The organism is Streptomyces sp. NPDC058671, from assembly GCF_042716475.1.
Classification (GTDB): domain Bacteria; phylum Actinomycetota; class Actinomycetes; order Streptomycetales; family Streptomycetaceae; genus Streptomyces.
The window spans coordinates 1-23,549 of record NZ_JBHXSA010000031.1; the positions used below are offsets into that span (position 1 = coordinate 1).

The window sequence follows — 23,549 nt, forward strand, 5'->3', positions numbered from 1 at the left end:
TCCACGGACATCGACGGCACCGTCGACCTGACGCCCGGCGACCTCACCCCCACCCGGGTGGAGGAGATCAACGGCACTCTCGGCCGCCTGGGCCGGGGCCGGGCCGGAGCTCGTGGAGCGGGTGACGGGAATCGAACCCGCGTAGCTAGTTTGGAAGACTAGTGCTCTACCATTGAGCTACACCCGCACAGCATCGCGCCGCAGGTCACCAGGACCGCGGCACGAAGAGCATGGTAGCGGTTCGAGGGCCGTTCGCGCACACCCGGAAAAAGAGGGGGCGCCGCACAGTCCCCGTCCATGTACCCTACGTGTCGCACCGACGGGGTGTGGCGCAGCTTGGTAGCGCGTCCGCTTTGGGAGCGGAAGGCCGTGGGTTCAAATCCCGCCACCCCGACCATGACGATCACGCGCTCACCTCGCGCGCTCTTGATCACGTTGTGGGCGTCATCCCGCTTGCGGTTACTATGCAAGCTGCGTGCCCGTGTGTCTTTCTGACCGGGCCGACCCGCCGGAACCGCCACACGCGGCGCCGGTGGATTCCAGGAATCAGCCACAAGGAGACCGAACCGTGAAGAGCGCCGTGGAGACCCTGAACCCGACTCGGGTTCGGCTCACTGTCGAGGTGCCCTTCGAGGAGCTCAAGGACAGCCTCGACGCGGCGTACAAGAAGATCAACCAGCAGGTCACGGTCAAGGGCTTCCGTAAGGGCAAGATCCCGGCTCGCGTGATCGACCAGCGGTTCGGCCGCGGCGCCGTGCTGGAAGAGGCCGTCAACGACGCGCTCCCGAAGTTCTACACCGAGGCCGTGAACGAGGCCGAGGTCAACCCGCTGGGCCAGCCCGAGGTCGACATCACCGAGCTGAAGGACGGCGAACTGCTGGCCTTCACCGCCGAGGTCGACATCCGCCCGACGATCGAGATCCCGGACTACTCCGGCATCGAGGTCACCGTCGACGCGGTCGAGGTCACCGACGAGGACGTCGAGAAGTCCGTGGAGCAGCTCCGCGAGCGCTTCGCCTCGACCTCCCCGGTCGAGCGCGCCGCCCAGGACGGCGACGTCGTCACCATCGACCTGCAGGCCAAGGTCGACGGCGAGGTCCTCCCCGACGGTGTCGCCGACGGTGTCTCGTACACCATCGGCTCGGGCGAGCTGCTCGACGGCATCGACGAGGCTGTCAAGGGCCTGGAGGCCGGTGGCGAGGCCACCTTCACCTCGCAGCTGAAGGGCGGCTCCGCCGAGGGCAAGGACGCGGAGGTCACCGTCAAGGTCACCACCGTCGCCGCCCGTGAGCTCCCCGAGCTGGACGACGACTTCGCGCAGCTGGCGTCGGAGTTCGACACCCTCGACGAGCTCAAGGCCGACAGCCGCAAGCGCCTCGAGAACATGAAGCAGTTCGACCAGGCCACCCAGGCCCAGGAGCGCGTCCTCGACGAGCTCCTCAAGCTGGTCGAGGTCCCGATGCCCGAGAAGCTTCTCGAGGACGAGATCAACACCCGCAAGCACAACCTGGAGCACCACCAGCTCGGCCAGATGGGCCTCGACCTCGGCAAGTACCTGGAGCTCCAGGGCAAGACCGAGGAGGAGTTCCTGGCCGAGACCAAGGAGCAGGCCGAGAAGGGCATCAAGACGCAGTTCATCCTCGACGAGCTCGTCAACCGGGAGAAGCTGGACGTCTCCCGCGAGGAGCTCACCGAGCACCTGTTCCGCCGTGCCGCCTCCTCCGGCATGAGCCCCGACCAGTTCGCCCAGGCCGTGGCCGAGGGCGGCCAGGTGCCGATGCTCGTCGGCGAGGTCGCCCGCGGCAAGGCCCTCGCGGTCGTCGTCGAGGCCGCGAAGGTCGTCGACAGCAACGGTGAGGTCGTCGACCTCTCGGACGACGAGGACGAGGTCGAGGCCGCCGCCGGGACCGGTGCCGACGAGGCCGAGGTCTCCGAGGACAAGTAAGGGCTCCCCGCCCCGCGCGGACCCTGTTCCACGGGCCCGTACGCACCCCTGTGCGTACGGGCCCGTGGGCGTACGAGGACCCGTTGCGCGCCCCCAACTACCTTGCGCTCCCAGCGAACAGTTCGGGAACCGGGATGGCGTTGTCCCACCTGCGCGTTAGGGTCCATGAATACGAGGGCAGTGCCCTCGGAACGAGACGCTGAGACGGCCCCCCGGCCGTCGGAGACGAGCAGGTGGATACGTGACGAATCTGAAGCCTCACGCCGCGGGTGAGCCGTCCATCGGTGGCGGCCTCGGCGACCATGTCTACAACCGGCTGCTCGGCGAGCGCATCATCTTCCTCGGCCAGCAGGTCGACGACGACATCGCCAACAAGATCACCGCGCAGATGCTCCTCCTGGCCGCCGACCCGGACAAGGACATCTTCCTGTACATCAACAGCCCCGGTGGCTCGGTGACGGCCGGCATGGCCGTCTACGACACCATGCAGTACATCCCCAACGACGTCGTGACCATCGGTATGGGCATGGCCGCCTCGATGGGCCAGTTCCTGCTCACCGGCGGCGCCCGCGGCAAGCGCTTCGCGCTGCCGAACACCGACATCCTGATGCACCAGGGCTCCGCCGGCATCGGCGGCACCGCCTCCGACATCAAGATCCAGGCCGAGTACCTCCTCCGTACGAAGAAGCGCATGGCCGAGATCACCGCGCACCACTCCGGCCAGACCGTCGAGACGATCATCCGCGACGGCGACCGCGACCGCTGGTTCACCGCGGAAGAGGCCAAGGACTACGGCCTCATCGACGACATCATCACGCACGCCGCGGGTGTTCCCGGCGGCGGCGGCACGGGCGCCTGAGCCCCGGCAGTCCGCTCAAGAGCCCCAGCCCACCGAAGGCCACCAGGACGGTGAACACCCAGATGCAGAACAACCTCTCCGCGAGCGGCCTCTACACCGGCGCGCCGATGGACAACCGTTACGTCGTGCCGCGATTCGTGGAGCGCACCTCGCAGGGCATCCGCGAGTACGACCCCTACGCGAAGCTGTTCGAGGAGCGCGTGATCTTCCTCGGCGTGCAGATCGACGACGCCTCCGCCAACGACGTCATGGCGCAGCTGCTGTGCCTGGAGTCGATGGACCCGGACCGCGACATCTCGATCTACATCAACAGCCCCGGTGGCTCCTTCACCGCGCTGACCGCCATCTACGACACGATGCAGTTCGTGAAGCCGGACATCCAGACGGTCTGCATGGGCCAGGCGGCCTCCGCCGCGGCCGTGCTGCTCGCCGCCGGTACGCCCGGCAAGCGGATGGCCCTGCCGAACGCCCGTGTGCTGATCCACCAGCCGTCCGGCGGCACCGGCCGTGAGCAGCTCTCCGACCTGGAGATCGCGGCCCGGGAGATCCTGCGCATGCGCAGCCAGCTGGAGGAGATGCTGGCCAAGCACTCCTCGACGCCGATCGAGAAGATCCGCGACGACATCGAGCGCGACAAGATCCTGACGGCCGAGGACGCCCTCGCGTACGGCCTCGTCGACCAGATCGTCTCGACCCGTAAGAGCACGTCCTCCGCGGCACACTGACGCCCGACCTTCCCCTGGCACGGACCATGTGGCCGAATCGCGACCATGTGAACCGTGCCAAGGGGGGCCCGAACGGGGGGCCCGGCAAGGTACCGTCGAATATGAGGCACCAGGAGTCGCTGAACCAGGCGCTCCCAGGCGAAGGGGAAGCACCTCGTGGCACGCATCGGTGATGGCGGCGACCTGCTCAAGTGCTCGTTCTGCGGAAAGAGCCAGAAGCAGGTGAAGAAGCTCATCGCAGGACCCGGTGTGTACATCTGCGACGAGTGCATCGACCTCTGCAACGAGATCATCGAGGAAGAACTCGCGGAGACGAGCGAGGTGCGCTGGGAGGAACTCCCCAAGCCCCGCGAGATCTACGAGTTCCTCGAGGGGTACGTCGTCGGGCAGGAGCCCGCGAAGAAAGCCCTGTCGGTCGCGGTGTACAACCACTACAAGCGCGTCCAGGCCGGTGAGAACGGCGGCGCGCAGGGCCGGGACGACGCCATCGAACTGGCGAAGTCCAACATTCTGCTCCTCGGCCCCACGGGCTCCGGGAAGACGCTGCTCGCGCAGACCCTGGCCCGCATGCTCAACGTCCCGTTCGCCATCGCCGACGCGACGGCGCTGACGGAGGCCGGCTATGTCGGCGAGGACGTCGAGAACATCCTGCTGAAGCTGATCCAGGCCGCCGACTACGACGTCAAGAAGGCCGAGACCGGGATCATCTACATCGACGAGATCGACAAGGTCGCCCGGAAGAGCGAAAACCCGTCGATCACCCGCGATGTGTCGGGCGAGGGCGTGCAGCAGGCCCTGCTGAAGATCCTCGAGGGGACGACGGCCTCGGTCCCGCCGCAGGGCGGACGCAAGCACCCGCACCAGGAGTTCATCCAGATCGACACGACGAACGTGCTCTTCATCGTGGGCGGCGCCTTCGCCGGCCTGGAGAAGATCATCGAGTCGCGGGCGGGCGCCAAGGGCATCGGCTTCGGGGCGACCATCCGCTCCAAGCGCGAGATCGAGGCGAGCGACCAGTTCCAGGAGGTCATGCCGGAGGACCTGGTGAAGTTCGGGATGATCCCCGAGTTCATCGGCCGTCTCCCCGTCCTCACCTCCGTGCACAACCTGGACCGCGAGGCGCTCCTCCAGATCCTGGTCGAGCCGCGGAACGCACTGGTGAAGCAGTACCAGCGCCTCTTCGAACTCGACGGCGTGGAGCTGGACTTCGACCGCCCCGCCCTGGAGGCCATCGCCGACCAGGCCATCCTCCGCGGCACCGGCGCGCGTGGCCTGCGGGCCATCATGGAGGAGGTCCTCCAGTCGGTGATGTACGAGGTCCCGTCCCGCAAGGACGTGGCCCGGGTCGTCATCACGGCGGACGTCGTGCGCAACAACGTCAACCCGACGCTGGTGCCCCGGATCGTGAAGAACGACGGCAGGCACGAGAAGTCGGCGTGACGCCGGAAGCGGCATGAAACGAGGGGGTCCCGCCCGAAGGCGGGACCCCCTCAGTCATGTCCGGTGGGCCGTCAGAGCTTGACGCGGACTTCCTTGCGGAGCTTGGCGGTGAGGGCTGCGGCGTCCTCGGCGGAACCGGGCTTGCCCGAGAGCAGGGCGGACGCGTCGGTCGGGACCACGAAGCCGACCGTGCTGTGGTCGGCCCACACGCACATCGTCACGGTGAAGGCGGGCACGCCCTGGGAGGCGTTCGCCTTGCCCTGCGCCTGCTGGCACTTGAGGACCGCGCCGTCGAGCTCGGCCGGCTTGTACTCCTGCGGGCTGCCGAGCAGCTGCGGCGCGTCCGCCTTGCCCGCGTCCTTGTCGGACTCCGCCTTGGCACTGGCGAACACGTCGTCGACGACCTGCTCCGGGTCGTCGATCTCGCCGTAGAGACCGTTGAAGGAGATGTACTTGCCCGCGAGGGGATTGGCCTTGTCCTTCACCTCATAGGCGGCGCGGACCTGCTGGGCGTTCTTGACGCCCTTCTGCTGGGCCTCCTTGAGGGAGTCGTCGCCGCTCGCCCTGCCGTTGTCGGCACCCTTCTTGTACTCGGTGAGCACCGTCTCCGGAGTGACCAGCTTGTGCGGGCCGTCGTCCGCGACGGAGGAGCCGGCGCCACCGCCGAACACGAAGTACGCGCCCACGCCGAGCGCCGCCACGACCGCGACCGCGCCGATGATCCAGCCCGCCTTGGACTTCTTCGGAGCCGGCGGGTGGGGGACGTAGCCGCCGGGGCCCTGGGGTGCGCCGTACTGCGGCTGCTGGCCGTACGGGCCGGGCTGCTGCGGGTAACCGTAGGGAGGCTGTCCCCCCGGGCCTTGCGGCGGGACGCCCTGCGGGGCCTGCTGGGGGTAGCCGTAGCCCGGCTGCGGAGCCTGCGGCGGCTGGCCGTACGGGCCCGGCTGCTGCGGCTGCTGGCCGTACGGACCCGGCTGGCCGTAGGGGCCGGGCTGCTGGGGCGGCTGGCCGCCGTACGGGCCGGGCTGGTTGTAGCTCATCGACAGGTTCCCCTCACAGGATGTTTATGCCTCCCGAACATCCTGGCGGAACCGCTGACCGGGAAGTGCGGCGGGGCCCACACCGTTACCGAACCAAAGCGTTTCAGGACAGGGCGGCGACACCCCTAAACTGGGCCCGTGACCGAGAACACTCAGCAGCAGACAGCGCCCATCACCGAACTGCCGACCCAGTACGCGCCGGCCGAGGTAGAGGGGCCGCTGTACGAGCGCTGGGTGGAGCGCGGGTACTTCGAGGCCGACGCGAAGAGCGACAAGCCGCCGTACACGATCGTCATCCCCCCGCCGAACGTCACCGGTTCGCTCCACCTGGGCCACGCCTTCGAGCACACCCTGATCGACGCCCTCACCCGCCGCAAGCGCATGCAGGGCTTCGAGACGCTGTGGCAGCCGGGCATGGACCACGCCGGCATCGCCACCCAGAACGTCGTCGAGCGCGAGCTCGCCAAGGAGGGCAAGTCCCGCCACGATCTGGGCCGCGAGGCGTTCGTCGAGCGCGTCTGGCAGTGGAAGGCCGAGTCCGGCGGTCAGATCTCCGGCCAGATGAAGCGCCTCGGTGACGGCGTCGCCTGGTCCCGTGAGCGCTTCACCATGGACGAGGGCCTGTCCCAGGCCGTCCAGACCATCTTCAAGAAGCTCTACGACGACGAGCTGATCTACCGCGCCGAGCGCATCATCAACTGGTGCCCCCGCTGTCTGACGGCCATCTCGGACATCGAGGTCGAGTACCAGGACGACGACGGCGAGCTCGTCTCCATCCGGTACGGCGAGGGCGACGACTCCCTGGTCGTCGCCACCACCCGGGCCGAGACGATGCTCGGCGACACGGCCGTCGCGGTCCACCCCGACGACGAGCGGTACCGGCACCTGATCGGCAAGCAGATCAAGCTGCCGCTGACGGACCGTACGATCCCGGTCGTCGCCGACACCCACGTCGACCCCGAATTCGGCACCGGCGCCGTCAAGGTGACCCCGGCCCACGACCCCAACGACTTCGAGATCGGCCAGCGCCACAACCTGCCGAACCTCGCCGTCATGGACGAGCGCGCGGTCATCACCGTCCACGGACCCTTCCAGGGCCTGGACCGCATGGAGGCCCGCTCCGCCATCGTCGCCGCGCTGCGCGCCGAGGGCCGGATCGTCGCCGAGAAGCGGCCGTACACCCACTCCGTCGGCCACTGCTCGCGGTGCAAGACCACCATCGAGCCGCGTCTGTCGATGCAGTGGTGGGTCAAGGTCGGCCCGCTCGCGCAGGCCGCGGGTGACGCCGTCCGTGACGGCAAGGTCAAGATCCACCCGCAGGAGATGGAGAAGCGGTACTTCGACTGGGTCGACAACCTGCACGACTGGTGCATCTCGCGCCAGCTGTGGTGGGGCCACCGCATCCCCGTCTGGTACGGCCCGAACGGCGAGGTCGTCTGCGTCGGACCGGACGAGCAGCCGCCGACGGGCGAGGGCTGGCACCAGGACACGGACGTCCTGGACACCTGGTTCTCCTCCGGCCTGTGGCCGTTCTCCACGCTCGGCTGGCCGGAGCGGACCGAGAGCCTCGAGAAGTTCTATCCGAACTCCGTCCTGGTCACCGGCTACGACATCCTCTTCTTCTGGGTCGCCCGGATGATGATGTTCGGTCTGTACGCGATGGACGGCACCCCGCCGTTCCACACCATCGCCCTGCACGGCATGGTCCGTGACCAGAACGGCAAGAAGATGTCGAAGTCCTTCGGCAACGTGGTCAACCCGCTGGACTGGATGGACACCTACGGTTCCGACGCGGTCCGCTTCACCCTGGCCCGTGGCGCGAACCCGGGTGTCGACGTCCCGATCGGCGAGGACTGGGTCCAGGCCTCCAGCAAGTTCGCCAACAAGATCTGGAACGCCACGCGCTTCGCGCTGATGAACGGCGCCACGGTCGAGGGCCCGCTGCCCGACGCCTCGGAGATGTCGGCGACCGACCGCTGGATCCTGTCGCGGCTCAACAAGACGGTCGCCGAAGTCGACGCCTTCTACGACGACTACCAGTTCTCGAAGCTGTCGGACGCCCTCTACCACTTCGCGTGGGACGAGGTCTTCGACTGGTACGTCGAGCTGTCGAAGACCACGTTCTTCGCCGGCGGCGAGGGTGCCCGGGTCTCCGGCCGGGTCCTCGGCGAGGTCCTCGACGTCATGCTGCGCCTGCTCCACCCGGTCGTCCCGTTCGTCACCGAGACGCTGTGGACCACGCTGACCGGCGGCGAGTCCGTGGTCATCGCCGACTGGCCGAAGGCTGTGTTCGTTCCTGGGGCTGACGCCCCGGGCGGCTTCCGTGACACCGCCGCCGAGCAGGAGATCGCGCTGGTCCAGCGGGTCATCACCGAGGTCCGCCGCTTCCGCAAGGACCAGGGCCTCCAGGACGCCCAGAAGGTGCCCGCCCGCCTCGCCCTCGACGGCACCCCGCTCGCCGCGCACGAGGGGGCCATCCGCCAGATCCTGCGCCTCCAGCCGGAGGGCGACGGCTTCGCCGCCACCGCCTCCCTGCCGGTCGCCGGCGCCACCGTCGCGCTCGACCTGTCGGGCACGATCGACGTGGAGGCCGAGCGCAAGCGCCTCACGAAGGACCTCGCGGCCGCCGAGAAGGAGAAGGCCCAGGCCAACGGGAAGCTCGGCAACGAGGCCTTCCTCGCCAAGGCCCCGGACAACGTGGTCGAGAAGATCCGAACCCGCCTCGCCAAGGCGGACGAGGACATCGCCCGCATCGAGGCCCAGCTGGCGACCCTGCCGCAGGCCTGATCCGTACGGGAAGGGGCCGGGAACCGAAGATCGGTTCCCGGCCCCTTCCCGTATGTCCGGGTTCCGGCCCTTGGGGGCGAAGTGCCCGACGTCACAACAGACGGGACTTCAGGTCCTCGGCGTCGGGACGAAGGACCTTGGATGATGGAAGGCATGCCCCGCCTCCCCACCGTCCCCGCGCTGCGCCGTCACGTGGACCGGTGGGCGGTCTCGCCCCGCGCCCTCGACGTCGTCGCCGCGCTCAGCGCCTTCGGCCTCATGTGCCTGGACGTGCCGGGGCTCGCCCGCGCCGACAACCCCCTCACCGGGGTCACCGCGACCCTGGTCCTCGCGGCCGGGGCGGCCACACTCGTGCTCCGACGCCGGCTGCCGTGGCTCCCGTACCTGGTGGCCCTCGGGCTCCTCGGCCGGCTGCACGAGCTGACGATGGTCCAGTTCGCCCTGTACTCCATCGGCCGCTACCGGGGGCGTCGCTCCGCCGTCGTCGCGACCCTGCTGTACGTCGGCGTGGCCTACGCCCTGTTCCACACGCCCGGCTGGCCCGCCCGGCACGGCGAGACCCTCAGCGACTTCCTGAGCCTGGTCGTCCCGATCGGGGTCCTCGCGGCCGGCGTCGGCATCGCCGCGTACCGCCAGGACCTCGTCCGCGCCCTGGAGGCCCAGCGACGCGAGGCCGCCGCCCGGCAGGCCGTCCAGGAGGAGCGGATCTCCGTCGGCCGGGACGTCCACGACCTGGTCGGCCGCGAGCTCACCGTCCTGGCGGTACGGGCGGAGGTCCTCGCCGTACGGGCCAGGGGAGAGGCGCACCAGAAGGACTTCGAGGAGCTCGCGGACACCGCCCGGCGCGCCCACCTCATGCTCAACGAGACGATCGTGCGGCGCGCCGACCGGGAGGACGCGGGCACCCCCGGCCTCGACCAGCTCGCGGCCCTCGCGGGCGAGAGCGAGCGGATGGGCAGCCGCGTGGAACTGACGGTCGCCCAGGAGGCCAAGGCGCTGTCGCCGCTGCGGCAGGCGGCCGTCCACCGGGTCGTGCAGGAGTGTCTGACGAACGCGGCCAAGCACGCTCCCGGCCTGCCGGTGACGGTCGCGATCACCGTGGAGGGCGCCGGCCTCCGGATCGAGGTGCGCAACCCGCTGCCGAAGTCCCCGCCGGATCCGGCCCCCGTCTCGACCGGCACCGGCCTGTTCTCCATGGAGGAGCGGGTCACCAGCATGGGCGGCACGCTCACGGCGCGCCGGGAGGACGGCGGGTACGCGGTGACGGCGCTCCTCCCCATGGGCCCGAACCACTGAGGACGGTCGACGGGCGCCGCCGGACGCGGCGCTCACCGGCCGCGGGCCGACTCCGCCCTCCCCAGCACCCGCTGGAGCCCGTCGAAGTCCTCCACGCACCGCCCCGACCCCAGCGCCACGCAGTCCAGCGGGTCCTCCGCGACGAAGACAGGGATGCCCGTCGCCGACGCCATCCGCAGGTCCAGGGCGGGCAGCAGCGCCCCGCCGCCGGTCAGCACGATGCCGTGTTCCATCACGTCGCCGGACAGCTCGGGCGGGCACTCCTCCAGGGTGGCCCGTACCGCCGAGATGATCGCCTCCACCGGTTCGTCGAGCGCCTCCCGCACCTCCGGCACCGTCAGTTCCACCGTCCGGGGGAGCCCGCTGACCCTTTCCCGGCCCCGGACGGTGAAGGTCCGCCGCTCCAGGTCCTCGCCGCCCGGCACCGGCCAGGCCGTGCCGATCGCGACCTTGACGTCCTCGGCGGTCCGCTCGCCGATGAAGAGCGAGTGCTGCTTGCGGACGAAGTCGGTGACGGCCGCGTCCATGCGGTCCCCGCCCACCCGCAGCGACCGGGACGTGACGATCCCGCCCAGCGAGATGACGGCCACCTCGGTCGTGCCGCCGCCGATGTCGACGACCATCGACCCGCGCGGGGAGGAGACCGGGAGCCCGGCGCCGATCGCCGCCGCCATCGGCTCCTCGATGAGATGCACCGCCCGCGCTCCCGCCGACAGCGAGGCGTGCACGATCGCCCGCCGCTCCACCTGGGTCACGCCGCTCGGGACGCAGACCACCATCCGGGTGCGGGGCCTGCGCCGGCCCGGGACGGCCTTGCGGACGAAGTGCCGGATCATCTCCTCCGCCGCCTCGAAGTCGCTGATCACGCCGTCCCGCAGGGGCCGGATCGCGGTGATCGAACCGGGCGTGCGGCCTATGGTCTCCTTGGCCTCCGTGCCGACCGCGAGCGCGTGCCGAGAGCCCTCCTGGACCGCCACCACGGACGGTTCGTTGAGCACGATGCCCCGGCCGCGTGCGTAGAGGAGCGTGTTGGCCGTGCCGAGGTCGATCCCTATGTCCATGATCGCCAAGTTTGCCGGGCCGGTCGCGCGGACGGTGGACCGAAGGTCCCGAAAGGGGTGGGTCCATGGTCCTGTCGGTACCCCTCCGTAGACTGGACCCGTGAGTGAGCCGAGCGACCCGAGTGACCAGTTCGACGACATCGTCGACGCCGAGACCCACCGTGACCCCGACCTGGCGGTGATCGAGGCCGGCAGCCGCACCCTGCGCACGCAGGGAGGTACGCCCCCGGGCGACCCCGTGCCCGGCCGCCCCGAGGACCCGGAGCTGGACAAGGCGCTGCGCGAGGTCGAGACCGAGCTGTCCACCCGCTGGGGCGAGACCAAGCTGGAGCCCTCGGTCACCCGGATCGCGGCCCTGATGGACATCCTCGGCGAGCCGCAGCGCGCGTACCCCTCGATCCACATCACCGGCACCAACGGCAAGACGTCCACGGCCCGCATGATCGAGGCCCTGCTCGGCGCCTTCGACCTGCGCACCGGCCGGTACACCTCGCCGCACGTGCAGACCATCACCGAGCGCATCAGCCTGGACGGCGCCCCGATCTCCGCCGAGCGGTTCATCGAGACGTACCAGGACGTCAAGCCGTACGTGGAGCTGGTCGACGCCCGCGAGGAGTACCGGCTCTCCTTCTTCGAGGTCCTCACCGGAATGGCGTACGCGGCCTTCGCGGACGCCCCGGTCGACGTGGCCGTCGTCGAGGTCGGCATGGGCGGCACGTGGGACGCGACGAACGTCATCGACGCCTCCGTCGCCGTCGTCACCCCCATCGACCTGGACCACACCGACCGGCTCGGCGGGACGACCGCCGAGATCGCGGGCGAGAAGTCCGGGATCGTCAAGCCGGGCGCGACCGTGATCATGGCCCAGCAGCCGGTGGACGCGGCGCAGGTCCTGCTCAAGAAGGCCGTCGAGGCGGACGCCACCGTCGCCCGCGAGGGCATGGAGTTCGGCATCGTCTCCCGCGAGGTCGCGGTCGGCGGCCAGCTCCTCACCCTGCGCGGCCTCGGCGGCGAGTACACCGACGTGTTCCTGCCGCTGCACGGCGCGTACCAGGCGCACAACGCGGTGGTGGCCCTCGCGGCGGTCGAGGCCTTCTTCGGCATCGGCGCCGACCACGCCAGGACGCTTGACCCCGACACGGTCCGCACGGCCTTCGCCCGGGTCGCCTCGCCGGGGCGGCTGGAGATCGTGCGCACCTCCCCGACGGTGCTCCTGGACGCCGCGCACAACCCGCACGGCGCGCGGGCGACGGCGGAGGGCGTCAGCGAGGCCTTCGGCTTCTCGCGGCTCGTCGGTGTGGTCTCGACGAGCGGCGACAAGGACGCCAGGGGTCTGCTCGAGGCCTTCGAGCCGATCTTCGCGGAGGTCGTGATCACCGCGAACTCCAACCCGCGGGCCACGGACGTGGACGCGCTCGCCGCGATCGCGGTCGAGGTCTTCGGTGAGGACCGGGTCGTCGTCGAGCCGCGGCTGCCCGACGCGATCGAGGCGGCCATCACCCTCGCGGAGGAAGAGGCCGAGTACGGTGGCGCGGGTGTCCTGGTGACGGGTTCGATCTTCACGGTCGGCGACGCCCGGCTGCTGCTGCGAAGGGGCTGAATCGGATGCGTACGCTCTGTTCGTCGACGCTGATCGGCGAGTTCTTCGTGATCGGTTTCGCCGGGCTCGTCGCCATGAAGGACGACAGCCTCGCGATGTCCACCGTGTGGTGGGTCTGCGGTGTCGCGATGGTCGTCTCGGTGCTGCTGTGCGGGATGGTCACCCGTCCCGGCGGGGTGCAGCTCGGCTGGGCCCTGCAGATCGGCCTGGTCCTCAGCGGCTTCGTCGTGCCGACCATGTTCTTCCTCGGCGCGGTCTTCGCCGGTCTGTGGTGGGCCTCGGTGCACTACGGGCGGCGGATCGACGCGATCAAGGCGGGCTGGGCAGAGCAGCAGACCGCCGGGGCCTCGGCAGGGCCTGACGCTGCGTGATCGGGGGACGTGGGGGGCCTGTAGCCTCGGAGGTCCCGCACACCGCTTTTCCGAAGGAGTTCCCCCGTGAGCCAGCGCACGCTCGTCCTGCTCAAGCCCGACGCCGTCCGCCGTGGCCTGGTCGGCGAGATCATCGGCCGCATCGAGCGCAAGGCCGGCTGGAGCCTGGCGGCCCTGGAGCTGCGTGAGCTGGATCAGGAGACCCTGGAGCAGCACTACGGCGAGCACAAGGGCAAGCCCTTCTACGAGCCGCTGATGGGCTTCATGTCCTCCGGTCCCGTCGTCGCGCTCGTCGTCGAGGGCGAGCGGGTCATCGAGGGTGTCCGCCAGTTGGCCGGTCCGACCGACCCGATCGCCGCGGCCCCCGGGTCCATTCGGGGTGATTTCGGGACGATCGTCCGGGAGAACCTGATCCACGCCTCCGACTCGGAGGAGTCCGCGCTCCGCGAGCTCAAGATCTTCTTCCCCGGTCTCGCCTGACCGGCGCTGACCCGGCGTCAGCCGAACGTAGGACCCTGTGGGGCGACCGAAGGAATTTCGGTCGCCCCCAGGCATATGAACGTCGATCGCGGGAACGGATCGCCGCGTCCTGCCGTCACCTGTCCAGAGGTGGACCACCGCGCGGTATCCGGGCGGGCGGCACTACGATGGAAAACTCCACGCCGCACCACCCTCAGCCATGGGAAACAAGGGGAACTCAATGTCGTTCATCGGCCGTGACATGGCTGTCGACCTCGGGACCGCCAACACGCTGGTGTACGTGAGGGGTCGAGGCATCGTTCTGAACGAGCCGTCCGTCGTCGCGATCAACACCAACACCGGCGGAATCCTCGCGGTCGGCGCGGAGGCGAAGAAGATGATCGGCCGGACCCCCGGCAACATCGTCGCCGTCCGGCCTCTGAAGGACGGCGTCATCGCCGACTTCGAGATCACCGAGCGTATGCTCCGCTACTTCATCCTGAAGATCCACAAGCGTCGCTACCTGGCCCGCCCGCGCGTCGTCGTGTGCGTCCCCTCCGGCATCACCGGGGTGGAGCGCCGCGCCGTCATCGAGGCCTCCTCCCAGGCCGGCGCCCGCCAGGTGCACATCATCGAGGAGCCCATGGCGGCGGCCATCGGCTCGGGCCTCCCGGTCCACGAGGCCACCGGCAACATGGTGGTCGACATCGGCGGCGGCACCACCGAGGTCGCCGTCATCTCCCTCGGAGGAATCGTCACGGCACAGTCGATCCGGGTCGCCGGCGACGAGCTGGACAACGCGATCATCCAGCACATCAAGAAGGAGTACTCGCTCCTGCTCGGTGAGCGCACCGCCGAACAGATCAAGATCACCATCGGCTCCGCGTACGACCTCGACCAGGACGAGCACACCGAGATCCGCGGCCGTGACCTCGTGTCCGGTCTCCCCAAGACCGTGGTCATCTCCGCCGCCGAGGTCCGCAAGGCCATCGAGGAGCCGGTCAACGCGATCGTCGACGCCGTGAAGACCACCCTCGACAAGTGCCCGCCGGAGCTGTCCGGTGACGTCATGGACCGCGGCATCGTTCTCACGGGTGGCGGCGCCCTGCTGCGCGGCCTCGACGAGCGCCTCCGCCGGGAGACCGGCATGCCGATCCACATCGCGGAGGACCCGCTGGACTCGGTGGCGCTCGGCGCGGGCAAGTGCGTCGAGGAGTTCGAGGCACTCCAGCAGGTCCTGGACGCCCAGCCGCGCCGCTAGCACCACCGCACGACAGCACAGCCGAACAACCGAACCACGAGGAAAGGCACGGCCGCCGCACGTGAGGGACACACGAGAGAGCCGGCTGCTCCTGGTGCTGCTGATCGCCATCGCGTTCGCACTGATCACGGTGGACATCCGCGGGGGCCAGGAGTCACCCGTCGACGGGGCCCGGCAGGCCGCCGCGGCGGTCTTCGGGCCGGTCGAGAACGGTGTGGCGGCCGCCGTCGACCCCGTCGGCAACGCCATAGGCGCGGTCCGGGACTCCGGCGAGCGGCACACCCGGATCGCCGCCCTGGAGCGGGAGAACGCCGAACTCAAGGCCGAGCTCGGCAGCGACGACCGCAACCGCAGCCGGTTGCGCGAACTCGACTCCATCCTCAAGACCGCGGGCGCCGGACAGTACGGCATCAAGGGCGCCCAGGTCATCGCCATAGGAGCGGCCCAGGGCTTCTCCTGGACGGTCACCGTCGACATCGGCGCGCGCGACGGCGTGAAACGGGACATGACCGTCCTCAACGGCGCCGGACTCGTCGGCCGCGTGACCACCGTCGGCCCGTCGACGTCCACGGTCCTCCTCGCCAACGACCCCGACTTCACCGTCGGCACCCGGATGGAGAAGACCGACGAACTCGGCTTCGCCACCGGCCAGGGCGACCGGCCGCTGCTCGTCCAGCTCCTCAACGGCAAGGCCAAGGTGAAGCCTGGCGACCGGCTCGTCACCTTCGGCTCCGCCGGCGACAAGCCCTTCGTGCCCGGCGTGCCGGTCGGCGAGATCGTCCGCGTCGACCCGGCGGGCGGCGGCCTGACCCGTAACGTCTACGTCCGCCCGTACGTCGGCTTCACCAAGCTCGACATCGTCGGCGTCGTCGTCCAGGCCCCCGGCTCCGATCCGCGCGACATGGTCCTGCCGCCGAAGCCCAAGCCGGCGCCGACCGTCACCGTCACGGTCACGCCACCGCCACCGGACGGCCGGCAGACGAACGCCGACCAGCAGAACCAGGGTCAGAAGCCGGACCAGGGACAGAACCCGCAGGGGCAGGACCAGCAGGGGCAGAACCAGGACCAGGGGGACGGGACACCGTGAAGTTCAACCGCATCCTCCTCTCCGCGACGCTGATCGTGGTCGCCCTCGTCGTCCAGGTCTCCGTCCTCGCCCGCCTCCAGCTCCCCGGCGCCGTCCCCGACCTGGTGCTCCTCACCGTCGTCGGCCTCGCCCTCGTCTACGGACACGTCAGCGGCGCCCTCATCGGCTTCAGCGCCGGCCTCCTCGCCGACCTCGCCCCGCCCGCCGACCACGCCGCCGGCCGCTACGCCCTCGTGCTCTGCGTGGTCGGCTACCTCGTCGGCCTGGCCCGCCCGGAGAACGGCCGGCTGACCTCCGCGAGCGGCCCCATGGCCGTCGTCGCCGCGGCGGCCGTCGGCTCCACCCTGCTGTACGCGGGCGTCGGCGCCCTCGTCGGCGACACCGCGGCCCGCCACGTCGGCCTGGGCTCCCTGCTGTTCACGGCGACCGTGTACGACCTGCTCCTCGCGCCGTTCACGGTGCCGCTCATCATGGCGCTGGCCCGCCGCGCGGACAACGACCCGCTCGCCGACGCCGGCGGGGGCAGCGGCACCGACGTCGCCACCGGCTGGCTCTCCTCCGGCACCGGCCTGACGATCGGCGGCCAGCGCGGCGGCCTGAGGGTGAAGGCCGCACGGAACCGCGCCTCACGGGCCGGACGCATCAAGGGAGTCAAGCGACTGTGACCGAGGGGGCACCGGCGGTATGAGCAACATCCCCGAGACTGGACGGACCCCCCGGGTCCAGATCCGGCTCGTCGTCATCCAGATCCTCGTCTTCTCGCTGCTGCTGACCCTGGGGGGCCGCCTCTGGTACCTCCAGATCCGCAACGGCAAGGAGTACACGGACGAGGCGAAGAACAACCACGTCCAGCAGGTCGTGCAGCCCGCCGTGCGCGGGTCGATCCTGGACGCCCGCGGCGTTCCGCTCGCCGACAACGAGACCCGGCTCGTGGTCTCCGCGTCCCGCACCGAGATGATGAAGATGAAGGACCGGGGCAAGGCCGTCCTCACCCGGCTCGCCGGCGTCCTCGAGATGAAGCCCGACGACGTCATCAACAAGATCCGGCTCTGCGACTCCGAGACCCCGAAGCCCTGCTGGAACGGTTCGCCCTACCAGCCGATCCCGGTCACCGACGAGGCCACCACCCAGCAGGCGCTGACGATCCGTGAGAGCTCCGAGGACTTTCCCGGCATCACCGCCGAACCCACGGCCGTCCGCCGCTACCCTGCCCCCGGCAAGGCCCGCACCTCGCAGGTGCTCGGCTACCTCTCGCCCGTCACCGACGGGGAGATCGAGAAGGCCAAGGACACCGACTCGCCGTTCCTCCGCTCCGATCAGGTCGGCCGTTCCGGCATCGAGCGGACCTACGACAAGGAACTGCGCGGCAAGGCGGGCGTGACCCGCTACGAGGTCGACAAACTCGGCCGCGTCATGGGCCAGACCAAGTCCGATCCGGGAGTGGCCGGCTCGACCCTCGTCACCAGCATCGACGCCCGGGTCCAGGCCGTCGCCGAGTACGAGCTGAACGCCGCGATGAAACTCGTCCGGGGCGAGACCGACAAGATCACCGGCCGCAAGTACGAGGCCGACGCCGGCGCCGTCGTCGTCATGGAGACCAAGACCGGCCGGGTCGTCGCGATGGCCTCCCAGCCCGACTACGACCCCAACGCCTGGGTCGGCGGCATCTCCGCCAAGGACTACGCGGCGATGACCAGCAAGGGCTCCAACTACCCGCTGCTCAACCGCGCCATCCAGGGCCAGGCCCCCGCGGGCTCCATCTTCAAGGTCGTGTCGGCGAGCGCCGCCGTACGCGCGGGCTACGACTTCAACGACACGTACAACTGCAGCAGCTCCTACAGCCTCGGCAGCCGCAGCTTCGCCAACTTCGAGTCCCAGGGCCACGGCCCCATCACCCTCGGCGAGGCCCTCAAGTTCTCCTGCAACACCGTCTTCTACGCCCTCGGCCACAAGGAGTGGCAGCGCGACGGCGGGATCAAGCCCAAGAAGGACGCCCACGACTGGTTCTACACGACCGCCCGTGACTTCGGACTGGGCTCCGAGACCGGCATCGACCTGCCCAACGAGGTCACCGGCCGGATCCCCGACCGCAAGTGGAAGCAGAACTTCTGGGAGGCGAACAAGGACTCCTGGTGCAAGCAGGGCAAGAAGGGCGGCACGTACGTCGAGCAGATCGCCTACGAGAGCTGCCTCGAAGGCAACCAGCTGAAGGCGTACGACAGCATCAACTTCGCCATCGGCCAGGGAGACGTCCTCGTCACCCCCATCCAGATGGCCACCGCCTACGCCGCCATCAGCAACGGCGGCACCCTCTACAACCCCACCGTCGGCAAGGCCGTGATCAGCCCCGACGGCAAGTCGATCCGGGAGATCAAGCCCACCCCCCACGGCAGGCTGCCGGTCGGCGCCCAGACCGTCCGCGACCTCGACAAGGGCCTGCGCTCCGTCGTCGAACCCGGCGGCACCGCGGCCTGGCGCTTCGGCGGCTGGCCGCAGGACAAGATCCCCATGCGGGCCAAGACAGGAACCGCCCAGGTCTACGGCAAGCAGACCACCTCCTGGCTCGCGACCTACACCGACGACTTCACGATCGTCATGACCATCTCCCAGGGCGGCACCGGCTCCGGAGCCTCCGGCCCCGCCGTGCGCAACATCTACGACGCCCTCTACGGCCTCGACGACTCCGGCAAGCAGGACCTCAAGCGGGCCCTGCTCCCCACGCCGCAGAAGACCCTCCCCAAGGTCAACGCCGACGGCACCATCGACGCCCCCGACATCAAGCCGTACGACCCCAAGTCGCAGCTGGTCGCCCCCGCCGAGAACGGCGGAACGCCCCCGCTCGCGGGCCCGCCGCCCGTCTGGAGGGACTGACCGATGACGACCCGCACCAGCTTCTCCGTCTCCCGGTACGCGCCCGACCGCGGACCCGTGGCACGGCTCACCGCCCGGGACTCGGTGCTGCGCCGGCTCGACTGGCCGATGCTCCTCTCGGCGCTCACGCTGTCCCTGCTCGGCGCCCTGCTCGTCTGGTCAGCCACCCGGGGCCGCACCGAGCTCAACCAGGGCGACCCGTACTACTTCCTCTTCCGCCACCTGCTCAACACCGGCATCGGCCTCGTCCTGATGATCGGCACGATCTGGCTCGGCCACCGCACCCTGCGCGGCGCGGTCCCCGTGCTCTACGGCCTGTCGGTCGTCCTGATCCTCGCCGTCCTCACCCCGCTCGGCGCCACCATCAACGGCGCCCACGCGTGGATCGTGATCGGCGGCGGCTTCTCGCTCCAGCCCAGCGAGTTCGTCAAGATCACCATCATCCTGATCATGGCGATGCTGCTCGCCGCCAAGGTCGACGCCGGCGACCAGCTCCACCCCGACCACCGCACCGTCGCCAAGGCCCTCGTGCTCGCCGCCCTCCCCATGGGCATCGTCATGCTGATGCCCGACCTCGGCTCGGTCATGGTCATGGCCGTCATCGTGCTCGGGGTGCTCCTCGCCTCCGGCGCCTCCAACCGCTGGGTCCTCGGCCTGATCGGCGCCGGCGTCGGCGGCGCCGTCCTCGTCACCGCGCTCGGCATGCTCGACGAGTACCAGCTCAACCGCTTCGCCGCCTTCGCCAACCCCGAGCTCGACCCGGCGGGCGTCGGCTACAACACCAACCAGGCACGCATCGCGATCGGCTCGGGCGGCCTCTACGGCGCGGGCCTCTTCAAGGGCCACCAGACCACCGGCCAGTTCGTGCCCGAGCAGCAGACCGACTTCATCTTCACCGTCGCGGGCGAGGAGCTCGGCTTCGTCGGCGCCGGATTCATCCTCGTCCTCCTCGGCGTCGTCCTCTGGCGCGCCTGCCGCATCGCCCGTGAGACCACCGAGCTCTACGGCACGGTCGTCGCGGCCGGCATCATCGCCTGGTTCGCCTTCCAGTCCTTCGAGAACATCGGCATGACCCTCGGCATCATGCCCGTCGCGGGCCTGCCGCTGCCCTTCGTCTCGTACGGCGGCTCGTCGATGTTCGCGGTCTGGGTCGCCATCGGACTCCTCCAATCGATCAGGGTGCAGCGCCCCATGACGGCGTGACGACCGCTAGATTCGAGCTATGGCCGAGACGAAGCGCGAGATCGAGCGGAAGTACGAAGCCACCGGACAGACTCCGGTACCGGACCTGACACGGGTCTCCGGAGTCTCGGCGGTCGTGGACCGCGGCGTCATGGAACTCGACGCCGTCTACTACGACACCCCCGACCTGCGCCTGGCCGCCGACGCGCTCACCCTGCGCCGCCGCACCGGAGGCGACGACGCCGGCTGGCACATCAAGTTCCCCGTCACCTCCGGGATCCGCGACGAGGTCAGGGCCCCGCTGGCCGACACCCTGCCGGGTGAGCTGGCGGGGCTGCTGCGTTCCCGGGTCCGCGGCGACGACGTCGTCCCCGTCGTCCGCCTCCGCTCCGCCCGGGACGTCCGCCACCTCGTCACCGACGACGGCACCCTCCTCGCCGAACTCTCCGTCGACACCGTCCACGCCGAACGCCTGCCGGACGGCGCGGAGGCCACCTGGACCGAGATCGAGGTGGAACTCGCCGACGACACCGACCCGGCCGTCCTCGACGCCGTCGAGAAGCGCCTCAGGAAAGCCGGCATCCGCCCCTCCGCGTCCGCGTCCAAACTGGCCCGGGCCCTCACCGAGACCGGCCCCGGCCCCCGACCGGCGGACACCCCCGGCACCCCCGGCACCGCGGGAGCCGCCGTCCTCGGCTACGTACGCGAACAGGTCGACGCGATCGTCGCTCACGACCCGGCCGTACGGCGCGACCTGCCCGACTCCGTGCACCAGCTGCGGGTCGCCTGCCGCCGACTGCGCAGCGCCTTCAAGACGTACCGGCGCGTCCTCGACCGCGACGTCACCGACGCCCTCGGCGAGGAACTGAAATGGCTCGCCGGAGAGCTCGGCGTCGCCCGCGACCAGGAAGTCCTCGACGAGCGGCTGCGCGCCCACCTCACGGACCTGCCCGACACCCTCGTCCTCGGCCCGGTCAAGGCCCGGCTGCGCCGCCGGGACGCGGCCCGCGGGGGCCACGCCCGCCGCCAGGCGCTCGCCGCCCTCGACTCCGCCCGCTATCTCGCCCTCCTCGACGGCCTCGACGCGCTCCTCACCGACCCGCCCTTCCGCAAGGCCGCCGACCGCGACGCCGGTAAGGTCCTCGCCCGCGCCGTCCGCGAGGACCTCGAACGGCTCGCCGGCCGGATCGAGCACGCCCTGTCCCTCGCCCCGGGCCATGACCGCGACCTCGCCCTCCACGACGCCCGCAAGGCCGCCAAACGCGCCCGGTACGCGGCCGACGCGGCCCGCCCCACCCTCGGAAAGCCCGCCAGACGCCTGGCGAAGGGCGTGAAGCCCGTCCAGTCCCTCCTCGGCGAACACCAGGACGCCGTCGTCGCCCGCACCGCCCTGCGCGAGCTCGGCCTCCAGGCCCACGGCCTCGGGGAATCGGCCTTCACCTGGGGACTCCTCTACGGACGCGAGGAGGCCGCCGCGGCGGCGGCCGAGCGGGAACTCCCCGAGGTCTGGGCCCGCGCCTCGTCCACGGAACTCGCGGCGGCTCTGACCCACTGAGCACCGGGGTACGCTTGAGAGTCGCCCCCCTGCCAGCTCACGAAGGTTCGAGATGTCTGCTGCCGAGTCTGTCTTCCCGCAGCTCGAAGCTCTGCTCCCGCACGTGCAGAAGCCGATCCAGTACGTCGGCGGAGAGCTGAACTCCACGGTCAAGCCGTGGGAGTCCGCCGACGTCCGGTGGGCGCTGATGTACCCGGACGCGTACGAGGTCGGTCTGCCCAACCAGGGCGTCATGATCCTGTACGAGGTGCTGAACGAGCGGGAGGGTGTCCTCGCCGAGCGCACCTACAGCGTCTGGCCGGACCTGGAAGAACTGATGCGCGAGCACCAGGTCCCGCAGTTCACCGTCGACAGCCACCGACCCGTCGGTGCCTTCGACGTCTTCGGCCTGAGCTTCTCCACCGAGCTCGGCTACACCAACATGCTCACCGCCCTCGACCTGGCCGGCATCCCGCTGGAGTCGAAGGACCGGACCGTCGACCACCCGATCGTGCTCGCGGGCGGCCACGCGGCCTTCAACCCCGAGCCGATCGCGGACTTCATCGACGCGGCCGTCATCGGCGACGGCGAACAGGCCGTCCTCGACATGACCGAGATCATCCGCGCCTGGAAGGCCGAGGGCAGGCCGGGCGGCCGCGAGGAGGTCCTCTTCCGCCTCGCGAGGACCGGCGCGGTCTACATCCCGCGCTTCTACGACGTCGAGTACCTGCCGGACGGCCGCATCGGCCGCGTCGTCCCCAACAGGTCCGGGGTGCCGTGGCGCGTCTCCAAGCACACCGTCATGGACCTCGACGAGTGGCCGTACCCGAAGCAGCCCCTCGTCCCGCTCGCGGAGACCGTCCACGAGCGCATGTCCGTCGAGATCTTCCGCGGCTGCACCCGCGGCTGCCGTTTCTGCCAGGCCGGCATGATCACGCGCCCCGTGCGGGAGCGAAGCATCACCGGCATCGGCGAGATGGTCGAGAAGGGCCTCAAGGCGACGGGCTTCGAGGAGGTCGGCCTCCTCTCCCTCTCCTCCGCCGACCACACCGAGATCGGTGAGATCGCGAAGGGCCTCGCGGACCGCTACACGGAGGACAAGGTCGGTCTCTCCCTCCCCTCCACCCGTGTCGACGCCTTCAACGTGGACCTGGCCAACGAGCTGACCAGGAACGGTCGCCGCTCCGGCCTCACCTTCGCCCCCGAGGGCGGCTCCGAGCGCATGCGCAAGGTCATCAACAAGATGGTCTCGGAGGAGGACCTCATCCGGACCGTCTCCACCGCGTACGGCAACGGCTGGCGCCAGGTGAAGCTGTACTTCATGTGCGGCCTGCCGACGGAGACGGACGAGGACGTCCTCCAGATCGCCGACATGGCGATGAAGGTGATCGCCGAGGGCCGCAAGGTCTCCGGCCAGAACGACATCCGCTGCACCGTCTCCATCGGCGGCTTCGTCCCCAAGCCGCACACCCCCTTCCAGTGGGCCCCGCAGCTCTCCGCCGAGGAGACCGACGAGCGCCTGCGGAAGCTCCGCGACAAGATCCGCGGCGACAAGAAGTACGGCCGCTCCATCGGCTTCCGCTACCACGACGGCAAGCCCGGCATCGTCGAGGGCCTGCTCTCGCGCGGCGACCGCCGCCTCGGCGCGGTCATCCGCGCGGTGTACGAGGACGGTGGCCGCTTCGACGGCTGGCGCGAGCACTTCTCGTACGACCGTTGGATGGCCTGCGCCGAGAAGACGCTGCCGTCCACGGGCGTCGACGTCGCCTGGTACACGACCCGCGAGCGCACCTACGAGGAGGTCCTGCCCTGGGACCACCTGGACTCCGGTCTCGACAAGGACTGGCTGTGGGAGGACTGGCAGGACGCCCTCGACGAGACCGAGGTCGAGGACTGCCGCTGGACCCCGTGCTTCGACTGCGGCGTCTGCCCACAGATGGACACGCACATCCAGATCGGCCCCACTGGCAAGACGTTGCTGCCGCTGACGGTGGTCAAGTAGCCGCGTAACGCTCTGGTGACGGCCCGGCC

The 23,549-nt window shown here is 70.0% G+C and carries 18 protein-coding genes and 2 tRNA genes; 17 read left to right on the forward strand and 3 right to left on the reverse strand.

The window, feature by feature from the left end:
• Nucleotides 1-113: 113 nt before the first annotated feature.
• Nucleotides 114-187, reverse strand: a tRNA-Gly gene (locus ACFWV2_RS29405).
• 133 nt (nucleotides 188-320) lie between these two features.
• On the opposite strand from ACFWV2_RS29405, the gene ACFWV2_RS29410 reads away from it, so the two are divergent.
• The 5 genes from ACFWV2_RS29410 (at nucleotide 321) to clpX (ending at nucleotide 4,969) form a co-directional block, all read left to right on the forward strand.
• Nucleotides 321-397 (forward strand) — tRNA-Pro (locus ACFWV2_RS29410).
• Nucleotides 398-568: 171 nt separating this feature from the next.
• A complete protein-coding gene (gene tig / locus ACFWV2_RS29415; protein ID WP_384409506.1) occupies nucleotides 569-1,945 on the forward strand; it encodes a trigger factor in 1,377 nt (458 codons plus the stop codon).
• A gap of 241 nt (nucleotides 1,946-2,186) precedes the next feature.
• Nucleotides 2,187-2,804 carry an ATP-dependent Clp protease proteolytic subunit gene (locus tag ACFWV2_RS29420; RefSeq protein ID WP_384409508.1) on the forward strand — a complete coding sequence of 206 codons (618 nt, stop codon included), beginning with the start codon at nucleotides 2,187-2,189 and terminating at the stop codon, nucleotides 2,802-2,804.
• A 62-nt stretch (nucleotides 2,805-2,866) separates the two neighbouring features.
• Entirely contained in the window at nucleotides 2,867-3,529 is a 663-nt protein-coding gene (locus ACFWV2_RS29425; protein WP_384409585.1) for an ATP-dependent Clp protease proteolytic subunit, read from the forward strand.
• Nucleotides 3,530-3,685: 156 nt separating this feature from the next.
• Nucleotides 3,686-4,969: an ATP-dependent Clp protease ATP-binding subunit ClpX gene (gene clpX / locus ACFWV2_RS29430; protein WP_015033605.1), complete on the forward strand. Its 1,284-nt coding sequence runs from the start codon at nucleotides 3,686-3,688 to the stop codon at nucleotides 4,967-4,969.
• 71 nt (nucleotides 4,970-5,040) lie between these two features.
• Here clpX and ACFWV2_RS29435 read toward each other — a convergent pair whose 3' ends face one another.
• Nucleotides 5,041-6,009 carry a hypothetical protein gene (locus ACFWV2_RS29435; protein ID WP_384409510.1) on the reverse strand — a complete coding sequence of 323 codons (969 nt, stop codon included), beginning with the start codon at nucleotides 6,007-6,009 and terminating at the stop codon, nucleotides 5,041-5,043.
• A gap of 138 nt (nucleotides 6,010-6,147) precedes the next feature.
• Between ACFWV2_RS29435 and ACFWV2_RS29440 the strand changes: the two genes are divergently transcribed.
• Both ACFWV2_RS29440 and ACFWV2_RS29445 read left to right on the forward strand, forming a co-directional pair.
• Nucleotides 6,148-8,796: a valine--tRNA ligase gene (locus ACFWV2_RS29440; RefSeq protein ID WP_384409512.1), complete on the forward strand. Its 2,649-nt coding sequence runs from the start codon at nucleotides 6,148-6,150 to the stop codon at nucleotides 8,794-8,796.
• A 153-nt stretch (nucleotides 8,797-8,949) separates the two neighbouring features.
• Nucleotides 8,950-10,092 (forward strand): sensor histidine kinase, encoded by a 1,143-nt coding sequence (locus ACFWV2_RS29445; RefSeq protein ID WP_384409514.1) that lies wholly within the window; start codon nucleotides 8,950-8,952, stop codon nucleotides 10,090-10,092.
• 32 nt (nucleotides 10,093-10,124) lie between these two features.
• Here the strand turns inward: ACFWV2_RS29445 and ACFWV2_RS29450 are convergent, their stop codons facing one another.
• The gene (locus tag ACFWV2_RS29450) at nucleotides 10,125-11,153 is read right to left on the reverse strand and encodes a rod shape-determining protein (protein WP_384409516.1); all 1,029 of its coding nucleotides are present in this window, start codon (nucleotides 11,151-11,153) and stop codon (nucleotides 10,125-10,127) included.
• A 100-nt stretch (nucleotides 11,154-11,253) separates the two neighbouring features.
• Here ACFWV2_RS29450 and ACFWV2_RS29455 point away from each other — a divergent pair, with 100 nt between their 5' ends.
• The 10 genes from ACFWV2_RS29455 (at nucleotide 11,254) to ACFWV2_RS29500 (ending at nucleotide 23,520) form a co-directional block, all read left to right on the forward strand.
• Nucleotides 11,254-12,753 carry a bifunctional folylpolyglutamate synthase/dihydrofolate synthase gene (locus ACFWV2_RS29455; protein WP_384409518.1) on the forward strand — a complete coding sequence of 500 codons (1,500 nt, stop codon included), beginning with the start codon at nucleotides 11,254-11,256 and terminating at the stop codon, nucleotides 12,751-12,753.
• A 5-nt stretch (nucleotides 12,754-12,758) separates the two neighbouring features.
• Nucleotides 12,759-13,124, forward strand: a complete 366-nt coding sequence (locus ACFWV2_RS29460; protein ID WP_360784284.1) for a DUF4233 domain-containing protein — start codon at nucleotides 12,759-12,761, stop codon at nucleotides 13,122-13,124.
• Between the two features lie 66 nt (nucleotides 13,125-13,190).
• Entirely contained in the window at nucleotides 13,191-13,604 is a 414-nt protein-coding gene (ndk, locus tag ACFWV2_RS29465) for a nucleoside-diphosphate kinase (protein ID WP_360784281.1), read from the forward strand.
• Nucleotides 13,605-13,824: 220 nt separating this feature from the next.
• Entirely contained in the window at nucleotides 13,825-14,844 is a 1,020-nt protein-coding gene (locus ACFWV2_RS29470) for a rod shape-determining protein (protein ID WP_360784278.1), read from the forward strand.
• Nucleotides 14,845-14,905: 61 nt separating this feature from the next.
• The gene (gene mreC / locus ACFWV2_RS29475; RefSeq protein ID WP_384409521.1) at nucleotides 14,906-15,931 is read left to right on the forward strand and encodes a rod shape-determining protein MreC; all 1,026 of its coding nucleotides are present in this window, start codon (nucleotides 14,906-14,908) and stop codon (nucleotides 15,929-15,931) included.
• The gene (mreD, locus tag ACFWV2_RS29480) at nucleotides 15,928-16,596 is read left to right on the forward strand and encodes a rod shape-determining protein MreD (RefSeq protein ID WP_384409523.1); all 669 of its coding nucleotides are present in this window, start codon (nucleotides 15,928-15,930) and stop codon (nucleotides 16,594-16,596) included. The genes mreC and mreD overlap by 4 nt, the downstream gene beginning before the upstream one ends.
• 19 nt (nucleotides 16,597-16,615) lie before the next feature.
• Nucleotides 16,616-18,802 (forward strand): penicillin-binding protein 2, encoded by a 2,187-nt coding sequence (mrdA, locus tag ACFWV2_RS29485; RefSeq protein WP_384409525.1) that lies wholly within the window; start codon nucleotides 16,616-16,618, stop codon nucleotides 18,800-18,802.
• A gap of 3 nt (nucleotides 18,803-18,805) precedes the next feature.
• Nucleotides 18,806-20,005, forward strand: a complete 1,200-nt coding sequence (rodA, locus tag ACFWV2_RS29490; protein WP_360784267.1) for a rod shape-determining protein RodA — start codon at nucleotides 18,806-18,808, stop codon at nucleotides 20,003-20,005.
• A 19-nt stretch (nucleotides 20,006-20,024) separates the two neighbouring features.
• Nucleotides 20,025-21,539: a CHAD domain-containing protein gene (locus ACFWV2_RS29495; RefSeq protein ID WP_384409528.1), complete on the forward strand. Its 1,515-nt coding sequence runs from the start codon at nucleotides 20,025-20,027 to the stop codon at nucleotides 21,537-21,539.
• A gap of 52 nt (nucleotides 21,540-21,591) precedes the next feature.
• Nucleotides 21,592-23,520 carry a TIGR03960 family B12-binding radical SAM protein gene (locus ACFWV2_RS29500; RefSeq protein WP_384409530.1) on the forward strand — a complete coding sequence of 643 codons (1,929 nt, stop codon included), beginning with the start codon at nucleotides 21,592-21,594 and terminating at the stop codon, nucleotides 23,518-23,520.
• Nucleotides 23,521-23,549: the final 29 nt, after the last annotated feature.

Coding starts and splice junctions, on each gene's coding strand:
- ACFWV2_RS29425 (WP_384409585.1), top strand. CDS start 2,867: ATGCAGAACAACCTCTCCGCGAGCGGCCTCTACACCGGCGCGCCGATG.
- ACFWV2_RS29460 (WP_360784284.1), top strand. CDS start 12,759: ATGCGTACGCTCTGTTCGTCGACGCTGATCGGCGAGTTCTTCGTGATC.
- mrdA (WP_384409525.1), top strand. CDS start 16,616: ATGAGCAACATCCCCGAGACTGGACGGACCCCCCGGGTCCAGATCCGG.
- ACFWV2_RS29500 (WP_384409530.1), top strand. CDS start 21,592: ATGTCTGCTGCCGAGTCTGTCTTCCCGCAGCTCGAAGCTCTGCTCCCG.
- ACFWV2_RS29450 (WP_384409516.1), bottom strand. CDS start 11,153: ATGGACATAGGGATCGACCTCGGCACGGCCAACACGCTCCTCTACGCA.
- ACFWV2_RS29470 (WP_360784278.1), top strand. CDS start 13,825: ATGTCGTTCATCGGCCGTGACATGGCTGTCGACCTCGGGACCGCCAAC.
- ACFWV2_RS29495 (WP_384409528.1), top strand. CDS start 20,025: ATGGCCGAGACGAAGCGCGAGATCGAGCGGAAGTACGAAGCCACCGGA.
- rodA (WP_360784267.1), top strand. CDS start 18,806: ATGACGACCCGCACCAGCTTCTCCGTCTCCCGGTACGCGCCCGACCGC.
- ACFWV2_RS29445 (WP_384409514.1), top strand. CDS start 8,950: ATGCCCCGCCTCCCCACCGTCCCCGCGCTGCGCCGTCACGTGGACCGG.
- ACFWV2_RS29435 (WP_384409510.1), bottom strand. CDS start 6,009: ATGAGCTACAACCAGCCCGGCCCGTACGGCGGCCAGCCGCCCCAGCAG.